Genomic DNA, 18,357 nt, shown 5'->3' on the forward strand with positions numbered 1-18,357 from the left:
GGGGGCTGAAGGCTTCCCCGGGCCCCGACGCAGGCCCAAGCAGGCCCACGTCGGCCCGGGGAGGCTTCGGTCAGGCGCGTGCCGCCCGCTCCCGCAGGCCCGCGCGGTCCGGCTTGCCCGCCGGGGTCAGCGGCAACTCCGCGACGAGCAGCAGCCGTTCGGGGTGCTTGGCGCGGTCGAGGCCGCGTGCGGTGAGGTGCCGGGCCAGGTCGTCCAGGGTGGGCGCGGCGGAGTCGGCCGCGCGGGAGGCCGGCACGACGCAGGCCGCGAGCCGCTCCCCCATCACGGGGTCCGGTACGCCGACGCACACCACGTCGCGTACCAGCGGATGGGCGTTCAGCTCCCGTTCGACCTCCGCGGGGCTGATGTTGGCGCCGCCGCGGATCACCACGTCCTTGAGGCGGCCGACGACGTGCAGGACGCCGTCCTCGTCGAGGCGCCCCAGATCGCCGGTGCGGACCCAGCCGTCGGGGGTGCGGTAGCGGGCGTCCAGTTCGGGGGCGCCGACGTAGCAGAGCGGGGTCATCGGACCGCGCGCGACGATCTCGCCGACGGTGCCGTCCGGCACGGGCGCGTGGGTGGTGGGGTCGGCCACGCGGATGTCCGCGACGCGGGGGTCGGGGCGGCCCGCGACGATGCCGTGGCTGTCGGCGCCCTCCGGGTCCGGCCGATTGGCAAGGCCCGTATGGCAGTTGACGCCGTCCGCCGAACCGTAGAGGTTCACGACGGGGCAGCCGAAGGCGTGGCGCGCCTCGGCGGCGGTGGTGGCGTCGAGGGGCGAGCCGCCGAGGACGAGAGCGGCCGGCGCGGGCAGCTTCCCCGCGCCTCCCCGGTCCAGTCCCCGGCCCGGTCCCCCGTCCTGTTCCTGCTCCTGTTCCTGTTCCTGTTCCTGCTCCAGGCGGTCGAGGATCATCCGGGCCATGGTGGGGACGCCGAGGACGTGGGTGGGTTCGTGCTCCCGGATCGCGGCGATCGCGGCCTCAGGCGTGAAGTGGTCGAGGAGGACGAGGGTGCCGCCGTGCCGGGCGAGGGTGACGGCCGTGCCGTTGGACCCGAAGGCGGACGCGAGCGGCACGAGGAAGAGGCAGCGCGGCGGGGTCGCCGGGTCCGGCATGAGCGAGGCGAAGAAGTTGCCGCGGCCGCCGGCCAGGGCGTTGTGGGAGTACGCGACCATCTTCGGCTCGGCCTCGGAGCCGGAGGACACGAGGATGCGGGCGGGGCCGTCGGGGTCGGGGCGCGCGGCGACGAACTCCGAGGGGTCGCTGCGGCGCAGCAACTCCCCGAAGGGGACGGCGCCTTCGGGGGCGGGCCCTGGGCCCACGGCTATGACGTGCCGGAGGGACGGCGTCGTCGCGGCGGGTCCGGTCGCGGTCGACGACGCCGTTGCCGCCACCGAGTTCGCTGAGGCCACCGACGCCGCCGTGAGCGTCGCCGCGGGGCGGGCGCCGCGGTGTTCCGTGGCGGCGATGACGGCCACGGCTTCCGCGCGGCGCAGCAGGCTCGTGGCCTCGGCGGCGCCCCGGCCCACGGGGAAGGGCAGGGCGACCGCGCCGATCGCGGCGAGCGCGAGGTCGGCGATCACGGCGTTCCGGCTGTTGGGCAGTTGTACGCCGACGACGTCGCCGGCCCCGATGCCGAGCTGTCTGAGCCCGACGGCCAGACATCGGACCTTGCGGTCGAGGGCCGTGTAGCAGAGCGCGCCCTTGGCGTCGATGACGGCGGTGCGGTGCAGATCGCTGATCTGCCGCGCCCGGAACAGGCTGTAGAGGTCGAGATCGGGACAGGTCCCGTCGACCGCCCAGGAGCGGCGGAGGGAGGTGGGGAGCAGGTCGTTCAGGGGGAGGGGCATGAGGGCTCCTGAAGGTGATGGGGGTGAGAGGGGGGCGAGGGGCCGAAGACGAGCCCGGAGGGCTGCCGAATCCCGGGCGCCGCGGCGTGCGGTGCGGGCGCCGGAGGATGGGCTCGGGCGGGTGCCCGGAAACCGAGAGGCCGGGAGACCGGAGTTCCGGAGACCGGGGTTCCGGAGGCCGGGACCGGTGGCCCGAGGCCCGGAACCCGAAGGCCCGGAACCCGCGGGCCGGGCCCGAAGATCCGGACCCCGAACATTCAGCAGGCCCAGGGCCCCGCCCTGCCGTGGGCTCCAGGCGTACCGCGGGGACCGGGCGTACCGAGAAGGCCGGTCGGCCAGGGCGTCGGGTGCGCCCGGTCAACGTGCGGTGGCGGGGCTCACGTGAAGGTCCATGGGTTCGGGACCATGGGCGCGCCGTGGGTGTCCCGGCCGATCGTGGTGGCGAACCGTGGGTCGGTGTGCAGGGAGGCCAGGTCCGTGGTGACCGGAGTCGCCGTCAGGCCGTGGGAGCGGAGCAGGGTGAGCGCCTCCGGTGTGGGCAGCGCGCTCAGGTCGTACGCCGCCGCGGCGGCCGCGCACGTGTCGGTCGGGGCGAGCCAGCCGTCGGCGGTGCGCAGGGGGCGGCGGAAACCGGCGGGCGGCCGGGGTTCGGCGCCCCGGGCGGCGCGGCGCAGGGCGGGGGCGACGAGGGTGTCGGCGGCGCCGAGGAGGGAGGAGTCCACGCGCACGCCGAGGCCACCGTCGCGCTCGCGCAGGAGCAGTCCGGCGAGGACGGCTTCCGCGCCGAGGAGGCCGCCGAGCACGTCGAGGAGGGTCATCAGGGACGGCGCGGGCGCCTCGTCGGCCGGGCGTACCGCCGCGCCGACGGCCGTGCGGGCCTGGACCATGAAGTCCGTGCCCATGGGGGCGTCGTCGAGCCGGTCGGCCCAGCCGCTCGTGTACGCGTACACGAGGCCGGGGTTGACGGCGGCGAGGTCGGCGGCGTCCAGGCCGAGCCCGGCCGCCTTGCCGGGGGCCCAGTTGTGCAGGAACACGTCCGCGTCGGCGACGAGTTCGCGCACGCGGCGGCGCCCGGAGGGCGACTTGATGTCCGCCTCGACGGCGCGCTTACCGCGGTTCAGGGCCAGCCAGCGGGCCGAGACCCCGCCGCAGGCGGGCGGCATGCCGCGCAGCGGGTCGCCGCCCGGCGGCTCGACGCGGACGACGTCGGCGCCGAGGAGGCGCAGCAGGTGGGCGGCCAGCGGGGCCTGGATGCGGCGGCCCGCCTCCACGACGGTGAGCCCGGCCAACGGGAGTGCGGGGGTGGGGAGTCGGCGCACCCGCTCCCCCGCCGGGGCGGCCGGGCCGAGCCGGGCCAGGGACCAGGGGGCCGCGCCGTCGTACTCGGCGGCGCGGCCGGCGAGGGTCCGCAGGGCGCACACCTCGGCGCCGGACTCGGCGGCGGCCTCCTGGACACGTGCCCACCGGTGACCGCGGGCCGTGGCGTGCAGGGCGTCGGGGAAGGGGGCGCAGGCGGTGGCGTACCGGAACTGGAAGGGGCGCCAGCCGCCGCGTATCGCCTCGGCCGGGGCGTCGAGGGCGCGCCAGAACGCGGCCCAGGCACCGGGGTCGAGGGTCTCCAGTTCGAAGAGGATGCCGTCGGCGGAGGTGAACGGCGGCCCGCCCGGGGCGAGTTCGGCGGCCTCGCCCTCGTCGGCGCCGGTCGCGGCGAAGTACTGGGACACGGCGAGCAGCCCCGCGCGCGCCGCACTCGTCCGCACGCGGCCCGCCGCGCACGCCTCGCCGCCGCGCGCCCGGGCGAGGAGCTGGGCCAGCAGGCCCTGGACGGCAAGGACGCCCGCGGCGGTGGCGGCGTAGTCGGCACCGAGCCCGCTGGGTGCGCCGTCACGGCGCCCGTGTACGGCCATGATGCCGGTGGCGGCTTGGACGGTGGGTTCGTCGTGGAGGACGGCGGGTTCGTCGTGGAAGACGGCGGCCTCCTCTTCTACCGGCCCCTCCCCCACCACATCCGCCCAGAGCACGTCGGCCGTCACCAGGCCGAACCCGGCCCCGGAGAGGGCGACGCGGGCGCCGGCGGTGTCGTCGCCGGTCGGCGTCCCGTGGATCTCGGCGCCCAGCAGGCGCAGATGTCCGGCGGCGACCCGCGTCAGCTCGGGCGGTCCGCCGATGTCGCAGCGGAGCGCCTCCAGGGGCCGGGCGGTGGCGGCAGTCTGTGCGGTGGTGAGGGGTGGTGACGTCATGTCGGTCGTGTCTCCTCTCCCGGCGCGGGGCGGGGCCCCGCCGGGGTCGTTCCGAACGCGGGAACCCGAGGCCGTCGGCAGCCGACCAGTTCCCTGGAGAGACAGTCGGGCGCCCGGGCCCGCGGGTTCCCGGTGAACTGGAGGAAGCGATGGCGGAGCTGACCGAGCGGCACAGGGAGAGGGCGCGACCGGGGAGTGCGGTGACGGCGCCGTCGGGGAGGGTGGCGCCGTCGGGCGACGGCGCGGGCCAGGTGCCCGCGGACCTCCCCGGCCGGGTCGCCGCCTTCGTGGCCGAGCACGTCGTGCCCCACGAGGACCTGCTGGACGCGGGCGGCCCGCGGGCCGACGCCGTACTGCGGGACGTGCAGGAGCGGGCGCGGCGGGAGGGACTGTGGGCGCTGCCGCTCCCCGCCGAACTGGGCGGACAGGGGCTCGACCTGGAGCGGTACGCGGCGTTCGCCGAGGCCGAGGGCGCCAGCGACCACGGGCCCGCCGCCCTCGGCTCCGCGCCCCTGCTCGACGTACTGATGCTGCGCCGGCACGGCACCGCGCGCGTCCGCGAGGCGTACCTCACCGGCCTCGTCGCGGGCGACCTCCGCACCTGTTACGCCATGACCGAACCCGACGTACCCGGCACCGATCCCTTCCTGACCGCCACCCGCGCCACCCGTGAACCGGACGGGAGTTGGCGGCTCACCGGCCGCAAGTGGTTCACCTCGGGCGCGGGCGGCGCCGACCTCGTCACCGTGCTCGCCCGCACCGACGGCGCGCCGCCCGACCGCGACGGCCTGTCCCTCTTCCTGGTGCCCACCGACTCGCCCGGCTTCCGCCTCGTACGCGAACTGCCCGTCCTGGGCGCGGGCGGGCAGTGGGAGATCGCGTTCGACGGCGTGCGCGTGCCCGCCGACCATCTCGTCGGCGCACGCGGTGCCGCCCTCGCCGTCGCCGGGGAACGGCTGCAGCTCGGCCGTACGCTGCGCTGTCTGCGCTGGCTCGGGCAGGCCCAGCGGGCCTTCGACCTGATGGCCGCCCGCGCCGTCACCCGCACGGGCTCGCGCGGCCCGCTCTCCGCCCACCAGCTCGTCCAGCGCCACGTCTTCGAGTCGCTGCTCGCGCTGCGTACGACGCGTCCGCTGGTGCACGAGGCGGTGGCGCGGCTCACCGCGGGCGAGGACGCGCACGTCGAGGTGGGCCTCGCCAAGGTCGCGGCCGCGCGCACGCTCCAGCAGGTCGTGGACGCGGCGATTCAGGTCCACGGCGCGGCCGGGCTCGGCCCGGACACACCACTGCCCGCGCTCCTGCGCACCGGGCGCGCGGCGCGGATCCTCGACGGGCCGGACGAGTCGCACATCACGTCGGTGGCGCGGCGGGTGCTGCGCGGGTACGCGTAGCGGGTCATACGTCGCGGAGGTCCACGGCGCCCGTCAGGGCGGCGAGGCCGAGGGCCAGGAAGAAGTCGCCCCAGATCAGTTCGTGTTGGACGGCTGTTCCGGCCGGGGCGTCGTGGCAGCCGTCGAGGAGCATGCCGGCGGGGCGGGTGGGGGTGGTGCAGGTTCCGGTTGCGGTGCCGCTCAGGTGCGCGCTGATCAGGCGGCGCAGGATCGCCTCCGCGCGGCGGGCGCAGGCCTCGGCGCCGGGCAGGGCGGCGAGTTTGAGCAGGGCGACGGCGGTGATGGCGGCGGCGGAGGTGTCCAGGGGGCCGTCGGGGCGGTCTTCGTCGGCGGATGGGATCAGGGGTGGTGCGGTGTCGGTGGCGTACGGGGCCGAATGCCCGCCGTCGGCGTACGGGACCGGCGCCTCGTCCTCCGCGGGCCGCCGCCCGGTGAGCGGCGCTCCCAGGCGTGTGGCCACCGTTCGCAGGTGGTCGGGGTGTCCGACGGCGCCGTCGGGTCGTACGAGCGCGTCCGCGACGGCGAGCAGGAGCCAGGCACGGCCACGGCTCCAGCCGGGCGCCGGTTCGGCGAGCGGGCGCCAGCCGGTGCCGGGGGCGTACTCCCAGGCGGGGGCGAGGCGGGGCGCGGCCCCGGCGCACAGTTCCAGGTGACGGCGCAGGTGCGACGCCGCCGCCTCCCTGCCGTACGGGCCCGCCGAGGCGAGCAGCGGCACCAGCCCCGGCACCGCGTCCGCACGAGCGAGCAGCCGGGAACCGCCGAACGCCGAACCCCAGGGGACCAGGCCGAGTTCGGGGTCGAACGCGGCTAGGCAGGCACGGGCGGCGTGGGCGCGGAGGGGGGTGGCGGGTGCCGGGTCGGGGGCGAGGGGGGAGCCGAGGGCGGGCGCAGTGCCAGGGGCGGGCGCCGAGCCGGAGGCAAGCGCGGAGCCGGGGACGACTGCCGAGCCGGAGGCAAGCACCGAGCCAGGGGCGACCACCGAGCCGGAGGCAAGCACCGAGCCAGGGACGGACGCCGCGCCGGAGGCAGCCGCGGAGCCGGAGGCAGGCGCGGAGCCGGGGACGAGCACCGAGCCAGGGGCAGCCGCCGAGCCGGAAGCGGGCGAGGCCCCGGAGGCGAGCACCGCGCCGGAGGCGACCACCGAGCCGGAGGCAAGCGCCGAGCCGGGGACGGACGCCGCGCCGGAGGCAGCCGCGGAGCCGGAGGCGGACGCCGCGTCGGAGGCGGGCGTGGTGTCGAGGGTGAGCGCCGTGCCGTACCAGAGGATCAGGCCGCGCGTCGCGGTGTCCGCATCGGCCCAGTCGGCCAGTCGCGCGGTGCACGCCTCGGCCGCCGCGCGGTCCGCCGCCTCGCCCGTGTGCCGCGCGCGCAGCCACAGCAGTCCCGCCCAGAAGCCGCCCGTCCAGGACCCGCGTCGCGTCGTCGTCCACGTCCCGGTGCCGGGGTCGGCGGACAGCGGGAAACGGGCGCCGACCTCGTCCAGGGTCACGGCAACTCTCCCCAGTACGGCCTCCAGGGCGGGCCCGGCCCAGTCGCCCGCAGGGCTGGGTACGTACACGTCCGTCACCCCTCCCCCTCCCCACCGCCCGCTCCCCCGCGCCGCTCCCGTACCGCCCACATCAGTGCCACCCCGCAGGCCGCCGCGAACTCCGTCGCCACCAGCGCCCAGCCCCACCCGTAGCGGTCCGCCGCCGCGAGGAGGCCGAAGAGCGGCGGGCCGAGGGCGAAGCCCGCGAAGAAGCCCGCCGCGACGAGGGCCGAGTCCTGGCCCGCGCGGCCCGGCGCGGCACGCTGCATGACCAGGACCATGGAGACCGCGTTGGCCGACACCGCGAACACGCCCACGGCCACCGCGGCCACCCACACCAGCGGGCCCACCACCGCCGCCCCGGCCAGCAGCGCCGCCGCGCCGACCGCACCCGCCGCGAGCCACCCCGGCAGCCACTCCGCGCGCCCGGGCCGCGCCGCCCTGGACCAGGCCACCCGGCCCACCACCCCGGCCACGCCAAGAACGGCCACCAGCGCGCCCGCCGCTCCAGGCCCCATGTCGAGGCGCCGCACCCCGTACAGCGCCAAGTAGGTGTTGACGGACGCGATGCCGCAGCCGAGCAGCAGCGAGAACACCGCGAGCCAGGCAATGGCGCCGCGCGGCACCAGCGAGGCGCGCGGCGCGGCGGTCCGCGCGGGCGGGTCCGCGGGCAGCGCCCGCAGCGCCCACACCGCCGTCACGACGGCGGCGCCCGCCGCCGTCCACACCGCGCCGCGCCAGCCGAGCCACCCGGCGAGCGCCGCGAGGGGCAGGCCCGCGGCGAACGCGCCCAGTTGGACCCCGGACTGCTTCATGCCCGTCACCGCGCCCCGTCGCGCGGGTGCCACGGCGGCCAGGATCGCCTTGTTCGTCGCCGGGTTGGCGAGGGCCTGCGGCAGCCCGCCCAGGGCGACGGCCGCCAGCAGGAAGCCCGCCCCGGGGGCCGCGCCGATCAGCGCGAGCGCCGCGGCCGAGAGGAGGAGCAGTGCGGCCAGGGCGCGGCGCGGGCCCACCCGGTCGACGATCCGGCCGCCCGCGGGCGACAGGACGGCGGCCGTACCGAACCCGATCGTCGTCGTCAGGCCGAGCACCGTGGGTGAGAAGTCCAACTCGTCCACGAGGCGCGGGCCGAGCGCGCCGATGAGGAAGAGCTGGAGCATGGAGAAGGCCATCGCGCAGGTGAGGAGGGCGGTGGGGACGGGGCGCGGCACGACCTTGGGCTCGGGCAGTTCGGGGGGTTCGGGTGCTTTGGGCGGATTGCGCGCTTCCGGCACTCCAGGAGCTTCCGAGGCTTCCGGCGCTCCCGGCGCTCCCGGCGCTTCCGGCGCTTCCGGCGCTTCCAGCGCTTCCAGCGCTTCCAGCACTCCTGGTGCCTCCGGCGCTCCCGGCAACTGCGGAGTACGTTCCGTGGGTTCACCTCCCGCGGGCGTACGCCCCACCGACCCGCGCCCCGCGTCCTCAGTTCCCACTCGGCCACTCCCTGGCAAGTTCCCCACGCCCTACACGACGTACGAGTCGGATCCGCCCCCGCCCGAGTTCCCGGCCCGCGCCGTGACCCGGGCCACACCACCTGGCCCCCGCGGAACATTCCGGACCCGCCCGTCGGCGCCGCGAGGCGGATGCAAAGATGAGGCCGCCATGACTGGGGGCCGAAGCTGTCGCGCGGTACGGGCTGCGGTGTTCGCAGCCGCCTGTGTGCTGCTCGCGGCCACCGGCCACGCCCTCATGTCGTCAGCCCCGCTGCCCTGGTGGGCGCTGCCCGGCTCGGGCGCCGCCGCCTTCGCGGGTGCCTGGCTCCTCGCCGACCGCGAGCGCGGCGTCCTCACGGTCACCGCCGCGTGCGTCGTGGCCCAGACAGCCCTGCACGCCTGGTTCTCGTTCGCGCAGGCCGCGGCCCACGCGTCGACGGGCGGGGGCGCCTCGCTCGCCCAGCAGTGGGCCCGCCATCTGCTGTGCGGGGCGGGCGGTTCGGCACCGATGCCGGAAGCGGACGCGGTGCGCGCCGTGACCGACGCGGGCCTCGCCGACCGCCTGAACGGGCCGCCGCCCGGGCACACCCATCACTCGATGGGCATGCAGGAGCACGTCACAGGCACAGGCACAGGCACCCATGACATGACTGGCGCGGCCGACATGAGCGGCGTGCATGGCACGGGCGGCATGGACGGCATGCACTCCGGGCACGACATGGGCGGCATGTCGCCGCTCGGCATGCTCGCGGCGCACCTGCTGGCCGCGCTCCTGTGCGGGCTGTGGCTCGCGTACGGCGAACGTGCCGCGTTCCGCGTGGGCCGGGCCGTCGCGGGCTGGATCGTCGCGCCGCTGCGGCTCGCGCTGCGGCTGCCGCCGCCCCCGCACCGGCCGCGGCTGCGCCCGCGCCGCGACTTCGGTGCCCGCAACGCGCGGCGCCTGCTTCTCGTACACGCCATCACGTCCAGGGGTCCGCCCCTCGGGATCGCTGTCATCTGACAGCAGGTTCTCCCCGACCCGCCACGGCCACGCACCACGCATGGCACGGCCCGCTGCGGCCCGGTACGGCGCCACCCGGCCCGCGCCCGCGTCGCGGCGCGCCCCGTAGCCATAGCCGTAGCCGTAGCCGTACCGAGCACGTCGGGCAGCGGCCCGCACCGTGTCTCGCACGCCACCGGGTCCACGACACCCATCACCGGCCCCGCCACGCGCGCGGCCGGATCCCGAACTCCGGATTCCAGAAGGACATCAGGCGATGACTCCTGCCCTGACGACACCCCCTGCCCAAAAACCGACCCCCCAGCCACCCGTGGCAACCACGAGCCCCACCGCGACCTCGACGCCCACCACCCGCCGCACCCGCCGCACCGACGCCGCCGACGAACCCGTCACACGGCTCGCCCTCGCCGCCCGTGACGGCGACCCCGAGGCCGTCGAGCGGTTCGTGCGCGCCCTGCACCGGGACGTCCTGCGGTACGTCGCGCACCTCAGCGCGGACCCGCAGGCCGCCGACGACCTCGCGCAGGACACATTCCTGCGGGCGCTCGGCAGCCTGCACCGTTTCGAGGGGCGCTCGTCGGCGCGTACCTGGCTGCTGTCGATCGCGCGGCGCACCGTCGTGGACAGCCTGCGGCACGCGGCGGCGCGGCCCCGCCTCTCGGACCGCGACGACTGGCAGGCCGCCGCCGAACAGGCCCAGCCACGCGGCCTGCCGGGCTTCGACGACGGCATCGCGCTGGCCGAACTGCTGGACGCCATACCGGCCGAACGACGCGAGGCATTCGTCCTGACCCAGCTCCTCCAGCAGCCCTACGCGGAGGCGGCGGCCGCGATCGGCTGCCCCGTCGGCACCGTCCGCTCACGGGTGGCACGGGCCCGCGCCACCCTGATCGAGGCACTCGCCGCCGCCTGAACCGGCACACCCTGAAAGACCGGACCCAGCCGGAACCCAGAAGGGGGTCGCCACTGCACCCACGGCGGCGACCCCCTCCGCCGCGGAGCAAGGGTCAGGCCGTGCCGGTACCGCCCGTGCCCGCAGCCGTGGGCGCAGGCGCCGCGCACGGAATCCGCACGTCCGCGGCGGTCACCGTCTCCCCCACGGCGGCGGCCTCGACGTACGCGCGGATCGCGTCCCGATTGCGTACGAGCGCGTCGATCCGCTGCTGGATCTCGGCGAGTTCGCGGGCGAGGTTGGCGGCCAGAGTGGGGTGGACCATCGGGCGCATGGCCTCGCCCGTGCCGACGAAGCAGGGGACGAACTCGCGGATGGCCTGGGTCGAGAGGCCCGCCTTGAGGAGGTCGCGGATCTGCGTCACGCGCTCCTCCGAGCCGTCCGGATAGCTGCGGTAGCCGTTGGGCTCCCGCCGCGGGTGGAGGAGGTCCTGCTGCTCGTAGTAGCGCAGCAGCCGCGTGCTCACACCCGTACGGCGGGAGAGCTCTCCGATCTTCACGTGGCACACCTCATGGCCAGTCGGCTTGACCTTGACATCGATGGCAGACTTTAGCGTCCTGATCATGACTGATACGACCAAGGGTGCGCCGCCTTCCGGCAGGGCGACGGCCAGTCTGATCACCCTGTTCGCCGGGGCCTTCCTGACCATCACCACCGAGACGCTCCCGATGGGGCTGCTGCCGCAGATGAGCGAGAGCATGGACGTCTCCCGGTCGATGATCGGTCAACTGGTCTCGCTCTACGCCCTCGTCACCCTGGCCGTGACGCTGCCGCTGACCGCCTGGACCTCGCACTGGCCGCGCCGCCACCTGTTCGTGGCGATCATGGCGGTGTTCGCGGCGAGCAATCTGCTGCTGGCCTGCGCGCCCAACTACGCCGTGGCGGTGGCGGCCCGCCTCGTCGCGGCCGCCGTGCACGGCGTGCTGTGGTCGATGATGGCCGCGTACGCCACTCGCCTGGTGCCCCCGCACAGGACGGGCCGTGCGGTGGCCGCGGTCTTCGCGGGCAACTCGGCCGCGCTGACCCTGGGCGTACCGCTGGGCACCGCGATCGGCAACGCCCTGGGCTGGCGGATCTCGTTCCTCGCCATGGGCGTCGTCTCGGTGCTCGTGGTCGTGGCGGCGGCGACGCTGCTGCCACAGATGGAGGGCGTCAAGTCCGGCAGGGTCGGCGTCGGCACGGCGTTCCGGACCCCGGGCATCAAGGCCATCGTCCTGACCACCACCCTGATCATGCTGGCGCACTTCGTCTTCTACACCTACATCGCGCCCTACCTGGAGAACCGCGGCATCCCCGAGAACGGCGTCAGCGGCGTCCTGTTCGCCTTCGGCGTCGCGGGCATCGCCGGCGTGTGGGCGGCCGGGGTCCTGGTCGACAAGCGGCCGCGCGGGGCGATATTGGGGGCCACCGGCCTGGTGACGCTGTCGATGGCCGGCCTGGCCGCGGTCGACGGAGCCCCCGCCCTGACAGTGGCCCTGACCATCACCCTCGGCCTCGGCTACGCGGCCCTGCCCACCCTCCTGCAGTCCGCGGCCCTGAAGGCCGCACCCGCCACCCGGACCGCCGCGTCGGCCCTGTTCATCCTCGCCTTCAACCTCGGCATCTTCGCCGGGTCGGGGGGCGGCGGACAGATCCTGTCGCTCCTGGGCATCGACTGGCTGCCCGCCATCGCCGCCGCCCTGGCCGCGGGGGCCACCCTCACCGTCATGCTCAGCCGCAGGCACGGCTTTCCCGCCCGCCGGAGCCCTCTTTCTCGTACGCATTCGTCCGTCTCCCGCATTTCAAGTGGCTGTGCAGAAACAGACAACTGCTGCGCACGCTCCGTCAAAGACCTCCCGCCGCACCGTACGGCACGCTCCTGAGCAGATACCGGAGAAGCAGATACCGGAGAAGCTGTCAGAACGGCGGAGAAGCGTGGGGACGACGGAGCTGACGCACCAGGAAGAGATACTTTCGGCCCTCTTTCCCGGGGCCGGTGCCACGGAAGTCAGGAGGGCGGTGCGGGAGGGGCTTCGGCTCGCGGACAATGGTGAACCGTCAATGTTTGACGGACTTCGGGACTCCGCCGTCTTCGCCCGCGACGCCCGCGCTCTCGTGCGCGGCCATCCGCACGGCGTACGGCTGCATCTGACCCGCTCGCCGGGCCGGTACCGGGCCGACATCGTCGTCGACGGCCGGCAGGGAGGCGCCTTCTTCGACGACGGCGTGTCGGTGAACCTGGAGGAGTTCGACCGGGTGTGCCCGGCGGCCGACGCCCTGCTCGACGCGCTGGCCCGCGCCCTGGGCGTACCGCGGCGGTTCTGCGGCTGCTCCGCCTTCGTCTCGCCTCCGGGCAGTGGCCTGCCCCTGCACTTCGACGACAAGGACGTCGTGATCGTGCAGGTCACCGGGGTCAAGCGGTGGCGTCTCGGCGCCAACACCGGGGTGCGCTATCCGACGGCCAACTACGCGGCGGGCGGCCCCGTGTCCACCGAGTTGGCGCGCTACTACCGCCCTGAAGCGCCGGGCGCCGGAGCGCCCGAGCGGTGCGACACCGTCGATCTGGGGCCGGGGGACAGCCTGTTGCTGCCGCGCGGCCACTGGCACGGAACCGAGGCGCACCAGGAGGCGGCATCCGTCTCGCTCTCCTTCGGTATCGCAGCTCCGTCGTGGTCCGCGGTCTTCCTGGAGCGGCTCAGGACGCGGCTCCTCACCGTCGACCACTGGCGGGCCCCGGCCGTCCGGCTGGACGGCGACGGCGGGCGCTTTCTGCCCGCCGATCTCATCCGGCACATGGACGGGGCGATCTCGGAACTGCTGTCCGGCGCATTCAGCCGGGCACTTTCCGAGGAAATTCCCCAAGGCCGGACGACGTGTCCGGCTGACGCAAAGTCACCGGCTCCGACGAGGGGCCGGGGAATGGGAGAAGAAAATGTCGGAGAACATCATGACCGCTGAGATCGAGGAAGTCGACATCGAGGTCGGATTCATCGTCGGATCCTCCTGCTGCTCCCTCGAGGTGGAAGAGGACGACCTGGACGTCGCCGCCGACGAGTGAGGCGGAGCGGGCGCTGCCGTACGAACGGCATGCCCCGTAAGTCCTGAGCAATAGCGCAGCACCACGCCGCACCCATGACAAGGAGTCCTTCATGACGGGGAGTTCGTCGCCGGAAGCCGTACAGCGGGACCCCCGCCAGGAGACTCCGCCGGGAGCGGCCCGCGCCTCGGGCCGCGCGACCAGGTCGCCGCTGCCCGAGGCGCACCCTCTGCTCGACCGGATCATCCGCCAGGAGCAGGTGTTCGCGGCGGTCCCCCGGGTCCGCCGCAGGCCGGGGGACCCGGCTGTGTACAGCCACACCTGTCTGCCGGGGCCTGCGGTGGCGGAGCTGGGGCGCTTCGGCCGGTACACGAAGTGCGCGGGCGCCGGGTTCCGGCCCGCCGACAGCTGGATCGCCGCGGCCGCCGAGGGGCTTGAGCGCTACTACGCCATCAAGTACAGCAGGACCGCGCCCTGCCGTAGGGGCAGTTGGGCCGACGATCCCGGCGAGCGCGTCCATCCGGGCGCGTGGACGCCGTTCGCGGCCGAGCAGTTCACCGAACCGGGCTTCCCCTTCCAGCCGTTGACCGACGGCAGCGAACTGCGGTGGTACCCGGGCGAGGACCTGCACACCGGGGACGGCGTCTGGCTGCCCGGGCCGGCCGTCTGTTTCCCCTACCTCAGGTCCAGGGCGGAGCCCGGGATGCTGCCGGCTGTCACCACCGGTCTCGCCTTCGGGTTCGGGACACGGAACGCCACCCGTTCCGCCCTGTGGGAAGTGATCGAACGCGACGCCCTGGTGCTCGCCTGGCACTGGCAGTTGCCCGTGCGCAGGATCGACGCGGGCGCCGGGCTCTGCCGTCAACTGGCCGACGCCGCCGAACTCGACGACCGCTACACCGTCGACGCCTTCGACATCACCTCCGACCTCGGCATTCCCGTCTGCCTGGTGATCCTGCGGGTGCGGGACGCGGCCGGGCCGCTCCTCGCCGTCGGCTCCGCCTGCCGCGGCAGCCTGGACGCCGCCCTGCGCAAGGCCTTCCTCGAAGCGCTCCAAGGCGTGCCGTACGTCCGGCACTTGTGCGCGACCCAGGCGGACTGGGTCTTCGGCGGAGACTTCGCCGAGGTGCGCTCCTTCGAGCACGGCGCCGCCTTCTACTCGCTGTTCCCCGATCAGCTGGACGCCTGCCTCACGGCTCGCCCGGAGTTCCTGAACGTGCGGGGCGACTCGGTCACCGTGGCGGAACGCCAAGACACGACGCCGGGCCTCGACGCAGCGGTGGACCTCGACGCAACGCAGGGCCTCGATACCGTGCCGCTGGACCTCGACGCGACCCTCGCGGCGCTGCTCCGGCGCGGCCACCGGGCGTACGCGGTCGACATGAGCGCCGACGTGCTGCGCGCCGCCGACTGTGCCGTCCGGCGGGTCGTCGTGCCCGGCCTGTACAGCCTCGAAGGCGCGCATCGCTTCCGCAACCTGGCCCCCGCGCGCGCCAGGGCCGTCGGGGCGCTCACCGGCGACGTGCCCGACCCGCACCCGTTCCCCCATCCGTTGCCCTGACCCGCGGCCGCGAGGAGGTGCCCCGATGACGCGAGGAGGTTGCCCGGTGAGCTGGAGGGCCATACCCCTGGTGAGCCCCGAGGCGGGCGAAGTCCCGGTCCCGGGCGGGCACTTGGAGGAGTTGCGCCGGCAGCCGCTGGACCTGCTGCGCCGCTCGGCCGAGGAGAGCGCGCACCGGCTGGCCCGGCTGGACACCGGTCCGGGCGCCTGCCTCGTCGTGAGCGACCCGGACGCCGTGGACATCGTACTCACGGATCACGACGCCGCGTTCTTCAAGCCGAAGATGGAGCGGTGGAAGCAGGTCCTCGGCGAGAACGTACTGACCAGCGAAGGGCCCACCTGGGCCCGGTCGCGGCGCAGAAGCATGCGGATCACGGGGGCCCGGTACGTGCGGCGCGCCGCGCGCGTCGTCGCCGAGGTCACGGACGAGCGGCTGCGGAACTGGGCGGGCACCAGCACGGCGGATACACACGGCACCGCCGGCGCCGCCGGCGCCGCCAGCACCCCCGACACCGGCGTGGACTCCGACACCCCCGACACCAGCGTCGACTCCCGCACCCCCGACGCCAGCGTCAACTCCCGCACCCTCGACATCCACGAGGAGATGCGCACCCTGACCCTCGCCGCGGTCCTGCGGCACCTGTGCGGCACCGACGACGGCTTCGACCTGCGCGCCTTCGGACATCATCTGCGGACGGTGATGGAGTGCATCCACGCCCTGGAGTCCGCACCGGCCGACGCGGAGCCGAGCGCGCGCACCGAGCGTGCCTTCGCCCACGCCGCCGGGGAGTTGCGCGCCGCGGTGCTCCGTCTGGTGGCCGCGCACGCGGGCGGTGACGACCTCATCGGGCTGCTCACGGCGCCGCCCGACACCACGCCGGGGGACGGACGCGCCGCGGAGCCGCTGACCCCCGACCAGGTCTGCGACGAGGTCCTGGCGCACCTCATCGCCGGGCACGAGTCGACGGCCACCGCGCTGGCCTGGTCACTGCTGCTGCTCAGCCGCGACGCGGACGTCACCCGCCGCGTGCGTATCGAGATCGAGGCGACAGTCGGCGGCCGGGCCCCGGGCCCGGGCGACCTGGCCGGGATGCCCCTGCTCCAGGCGGTGTTCACGGAAGCGCTGCGGCTGCGTCCCCCGGCGTGGACGATCATGCGGGCCACGGGGCGGGCCTGTGAACTCTCCGGTGTACGACTGCCCGCGGGAGCCGTGCTGCTCGCCTCGCCGGGCGCCATCCAGCGCTCCGCGCGGTGGTTCCCGCGGCCCGACGAGTTCCTCCCGGACCGGTGGCTCGACGGCGCCGCGGCCGGGGCGCCCAGGTACGCGTACTTCCCCTTCGGCGGCGGCCGCCGGTCCTGCCCCGGCCGGTCGCTGGCGCAGGTCACCGCGGGTGTCGTCCTCACTCGGGTGCTCCAGGGTTTCCGGCTCGAACCCGTCGGCGGCCCGCCCACGGCCGACGTCGGCATCATTCTGCGCCCCAGCCCCGGAACAAGGCTGCGGGTGGTCCCCCTGCGACCGGAATCCGCCGGGCAACGAGAGGAGTCACCATGAGGCAGGCGACGACCAGGCTGGTCGCGGGACTGATGCGCAAGGAGGAGTTCGCCGGGCGGTCGCTCGAGCAGGCCATGGCGCGCTACGTCATCAGCCCCACGCTGGCTTCCCGCACGGCGGCCGTGCACTGCAGTCACTCGGGGCGCCTCGCGTCGCCCGGAGTGGTGGAACTGCGGTGCACCACCCGCCTCGAGGGCCTGACCAAGCCTTTCGCGGTCAAGCACACCTACAGCTTCCCGCTCCTGAACGAGGTGCGGGAGTCGGGCCTGGTGCTCCGCCCGGAGGCGCCCGGCGGAACGACCGAAACCCTCGTCGCGCTGAAGGACGGCGCCAAGAGCTACGTGAACGTCGCCGTGCACGACGACGAGGGCTACATGCTGTACTCCTCGGTGCTGACCTACAACCGGCGCGGCGAAGTGCGGCCGTACGTACCGGTGTTCCCCGACAAGTTCACCTCGCCACTGTCCCTGGGGCAGGCCGACCTGGGCGAGGCGGTCGACGAGCAGGGCCGCCGTGTGCTGCGTCTTGTCCTCGGGCTCGAGAAGCTGACCGGCCCGACCGTCGTGAAGGTCGGCTACAACACCGTGGGCATTCAGGAGGTGCGCCGGTTCGAAGCGGCGCCCGCCGCGCCGGTCGTCGTCTCCGACCTGCCGCTGGAGGACAACCCCGAGCTGCTGCCGGGCGAGTGGGTGATCGGAGCCACCGACGGCGAGGACCGCATGCTCGTCAACGGCATCGTCCGCGTGTCCGACCTGGGCGCCTCCAATGGGGCCTCGTCATGACGTTGCGCGATCCCGCTGCCGACCGTCTGCCCGGGGCGAGGGACCTGGCGGCCGCCTCGGCGGCGCTGCGTTCGCTGCGTTCGCTGCGGCACCCTCGTGTCGTCGGCCGGACCGACGACGGCCCGCTCCCGCTCCTGCCGTTGGCGGACGAGGCGTGGTTCTACGAGATGCTGCTCGTGCGCTTCGCCGCGCTGTGCCCCGACGACACGCGGGGGTGGCGGGACCGGCTCGACGTACTCCTGGACGAGGCCTGCGCGCTGCCGGCGGACGCCTTACGGGACGTCGGGGACGCGGTCGCACAGGGGGCCGACGCCGGGGGTGCCGACGCGGGGGGTGCCGACGGAGAGGGGGCCGACGCCGAGAGCGCCGACCTCCTGGGTGCCGCCATGCTCGCCCACCTGCTCCGCGTCCGACGTCCGGGCGAGGCCGTCGCCGAGGGGTTCGTCGGCCACACCCTGGAGGCTTGCGCGCGCTCGCTGCCCGCCGCGGACCGCCTGCCGCCGCTGTACGCCCTGTGCCTGGCCCACAACCTCGACGAGCTGGGCGAACACGCCATGGCGCGCGCCCTGCCGGTGCCGGTCACCGACGACGAGGCGGCGGCGGGACTCACCGGCCCCGAACGGCTGCTGACCCAGGCGTACTTCCACACCCACGCGGTGCTGTTCGCGTTCGGCACCTTCCACCGGACCGCGGTGGATCCCCGGCCGCTGCGGCGGAATCTGGACTTCCTGCGGACGCACGCGCCGACGTTCGAGCGGTACGGGTGGGCGGATCTGTGCGCCGAGTCGGCGCTGTGCCTGTCGCTGTGCGGAGCGCGGGACGAGGACTTCCACCGGCTCGTCGCGACGCTGCGCCGTCTGCAACGTCCCGAGGGCGACTGGAACCATCCGCGGATCGACGCACGCCAGGCCCGGCACAGCACCATGCTGGCGGCTCTCGCCCTGCTGGAATCGGCGCGCGTGGCCGCCGCCGCGGCACCGGATGCCGTGGCGACGGCGGAGCGTGGGTGACGGCGCG

At 75.0% G+C, this 18,357-nt stretch carries 15 protein-coding genes; 10 read left to right on the forward strand and 5 right to left on the reverse strand.

From position 1 onward, the window contains the following. Positions 1 to 70: 70 nt before the first annotated feature. Positions 71 to 1,849: a class I adenylate-forming enzyme family protein gene (locus tag AC0KTA_RS08615; RefSeq protein WP_481054528.1), complete on the reverse strand. Its 1,779-nt coding sequence runs from the start codon at positions 1,847 to 1,849 to the stop codon at positions 71 to 73. 377 nt (positions 1,850 to 2,226) lie between these two features. After that, complete coding sequence (locus AC0KTA_RS08620; protein WP_481054529.1) at positions 2,227 to 4,089, reverse strand: CoA transferase; 1,863 nt, start codon at positions 4,087 to 4,089, stop codon at positions 2,227 to 2,229. A gap of 149 nt (positions 4,090 to 4,238) precedes the next feature. Here AC0KTA_RS08620 and AC0KTA_RS08625 point away from each other — a divergent pair, with 149 nt between their 5' ends. Continuing rightward, positions 4,239 to 5,480 carry an acyl-CoA dehydrogenase family protein gene (locus AC0KTA_RS08625; RefSeq protein ID WP_481054530.1) on the forward strand — a complete coding sequence of 414 codons (1,242 nt, stop codon included), beginning with the start codon at positions 4,239 to 4,241 and terminating at the stop codon, positions 5,478 to 5,480. Positions 5,481 to 5,484: 4 nt separating this feature from the next. Here AC0KTA_RS08625 and AC0KTA_RS08630 read toward each other — a convergent pair whose 3' ends face one another. Both AC0KTA_RS08630 and AC0KTA_RS08635 read right to left on the reverse strand, forming a co-directional pair. Further along, complete coding sequence (locus tag AC0KTA_RS08630) at positions 5,485 to 7,047, reverse strand: hypothetical protein (protein ID WP_481054531.1); 1,563 nt, start codon at positions 7,045 to 7,047, stop codon at positions 5,485 to 5,487. Beyond that, on the reverse strand, positions 7,044 to 8,180 hold the full coding sequence (locus tag AC0KTA_RS08635; RefSeq protein WP_481056357.1) for an MFS transporter: 1,137 nt from the start codon (positions 8,178 to 8,180) through the stop codon (positions 7,044 to 7,046). Before AC0KTA_RS08635 ends, AC0KTA_RS08630 begins: the two co-directional genes overlap by 4 nt. Positions 8,181 to 8,646: 466 nt before the next feature. On the opposite strand from AC0KTA_RS08635, the gene AC0KTA_RS08640 reads away from it, so the two are divergent. Beyond that, entirely contained in the window at positions 8,647 to 9,477 is an 831-nt protein-coding gene (locus tag AC0KTA_RS08640; RefSeq protein WP_481054532.1) for a hypothetical protein, read from the forward strand. Positions 9,478 to 9,733: 256 nt separating this feature from the next. Next, positions 9,734 to 10,390, forward strand: coding sequence for a sigma-70 family RNA polymerase sigma factor (locus AC0KTA_RS08645; RefSeq protein ID WP_481054533.1), 657 nt, complete (start codon positions 9,734 to 9,736; stop codon positions 10,388 to 10,390). 94 nt (positions 10,391 to 10,484) lie between these two features. Here AC0KTA_RS08645 and AC0KTA_RS08650 read toward each other — a convergent pair whose 3' ends face one another. Further along, positions 10,485 to 10,928 carry a MerR family transcriptional regulator gene (locus AC0KTA_RS08650; protein WP_481054534.1) on the reverse strand — a complete coding sequence of 148 codons (444 nt, stop codon included), beginning with the start codon at positions 10,926 to 10,928 and terminating at the stop codon, positions 10,485 to 10,487. A 64-nt stretch (positions 10,929 to 10,992) separates the two neighbouring features. Between AC0KTA_RS08650 and AC0KTA_RS08655 the strand changes: the two genes are divergently transcribed. The 7 genes from AC0KTA_RS08655 (at position 10,993) to AC0KTA_RS08685 (ending at position 18,350) form a co-directional block, all read left to right on the forward strand. After that, the gene (locus AC0KTA_RS08655; protein WP_481054535.1) at positions 10,993 to 12,291 is read left to right on the forward strand and encodes an MFS transporter; all 1,299 of its coding nucleotides are present in this window, start codon (positions 10,993 to 10,995) and stop codon (positions 12,289 to 12,291) included. Between the two features lie 178 nt (positions 12,292 to 12,469). Beyond that, entirely contained in the window at positions 12,470 to 13,366 is an 897-nt protein-coding gene (locus tag AC0KTA_RS08660; protein WP_481054536.1) for a JmjC domain-containing protein, read from the forward strand. Further along, complete coding sequence (locus AC0KTA_RS08665; protein WP_481054537.1) at positions 13,356 to 13,466, forward strand: YM-216391 family RiPP peptide; 111 nt, start codon at positions 13,356 to 13,358, stop codon at positions 13,464 to 13,466. Before AC0KTA_RS08660 ends, AC0KTA_RS08665 begins: the two co-directional genes overlap by 11 nt. A 91-nt stretch (positions 13,467 to 13,557) precedes the next feature. Then, on the forward strand, positions 13,558 to 15,006 hold the full coding sequence (locus AC0KTA_RS08670; RefSeq protein WP_481054538.1) for a YcaO-like family protein: 1,449 nt from the start codon (positions 13,558 to 13,560) through the stop codon (positions 15,004 to 15,006). Between the two features lie 46 nt (positions 15,007 to 15,052). Continuing rightward, positions 15,053 to 16,558 (forward strand): cytochrome P450, encoded by a 1,506-nt coding sequence (locus tag AC0KTA_RS08675; RefSeq protein ID WP_481054539.1) that lies wholly within the window; start codon positions 15,053 to 15,055, stop codon positions 16,556 to 16,558. After that, on the forward strand, positions 16,555 to 17,340 hold the full coding sequence (locus tag AC0KTA_RS08680) for a DUF5944 family protein (protein WP_481054540.1): 786 nt from the start codon (positions 16,555 to 16,557) through the stop codon (positions 17,338 to 17,340). The genes AC0KTA_RS08675 and AC0KTA_RS08680 overlap by 4 nt, the downstream gene beginning before the upstream one ends. Continuing rightward, positions 17,337 to 18,350, forward strand: coding sequence for a hypothetical protein (locus AC0KTA_RS08685; RefSeq protein ID WP_481054541.1), 1,014 nt, complete (start codon positions 17,337 to 17,339; stop codon positions 18,348 to 18,350). The genes AC0KTA_RS08680 and AC0KTA_RS08685 overlap by 4 nt, the downstream gene beginning before the upstream one ends. The last annotated feature ends 7 nt before the right edge of the window (positions 18,351 to 18,357 follow it).

The organism is Streptomyces sp. Y309 (assembly GCF_056712025.1).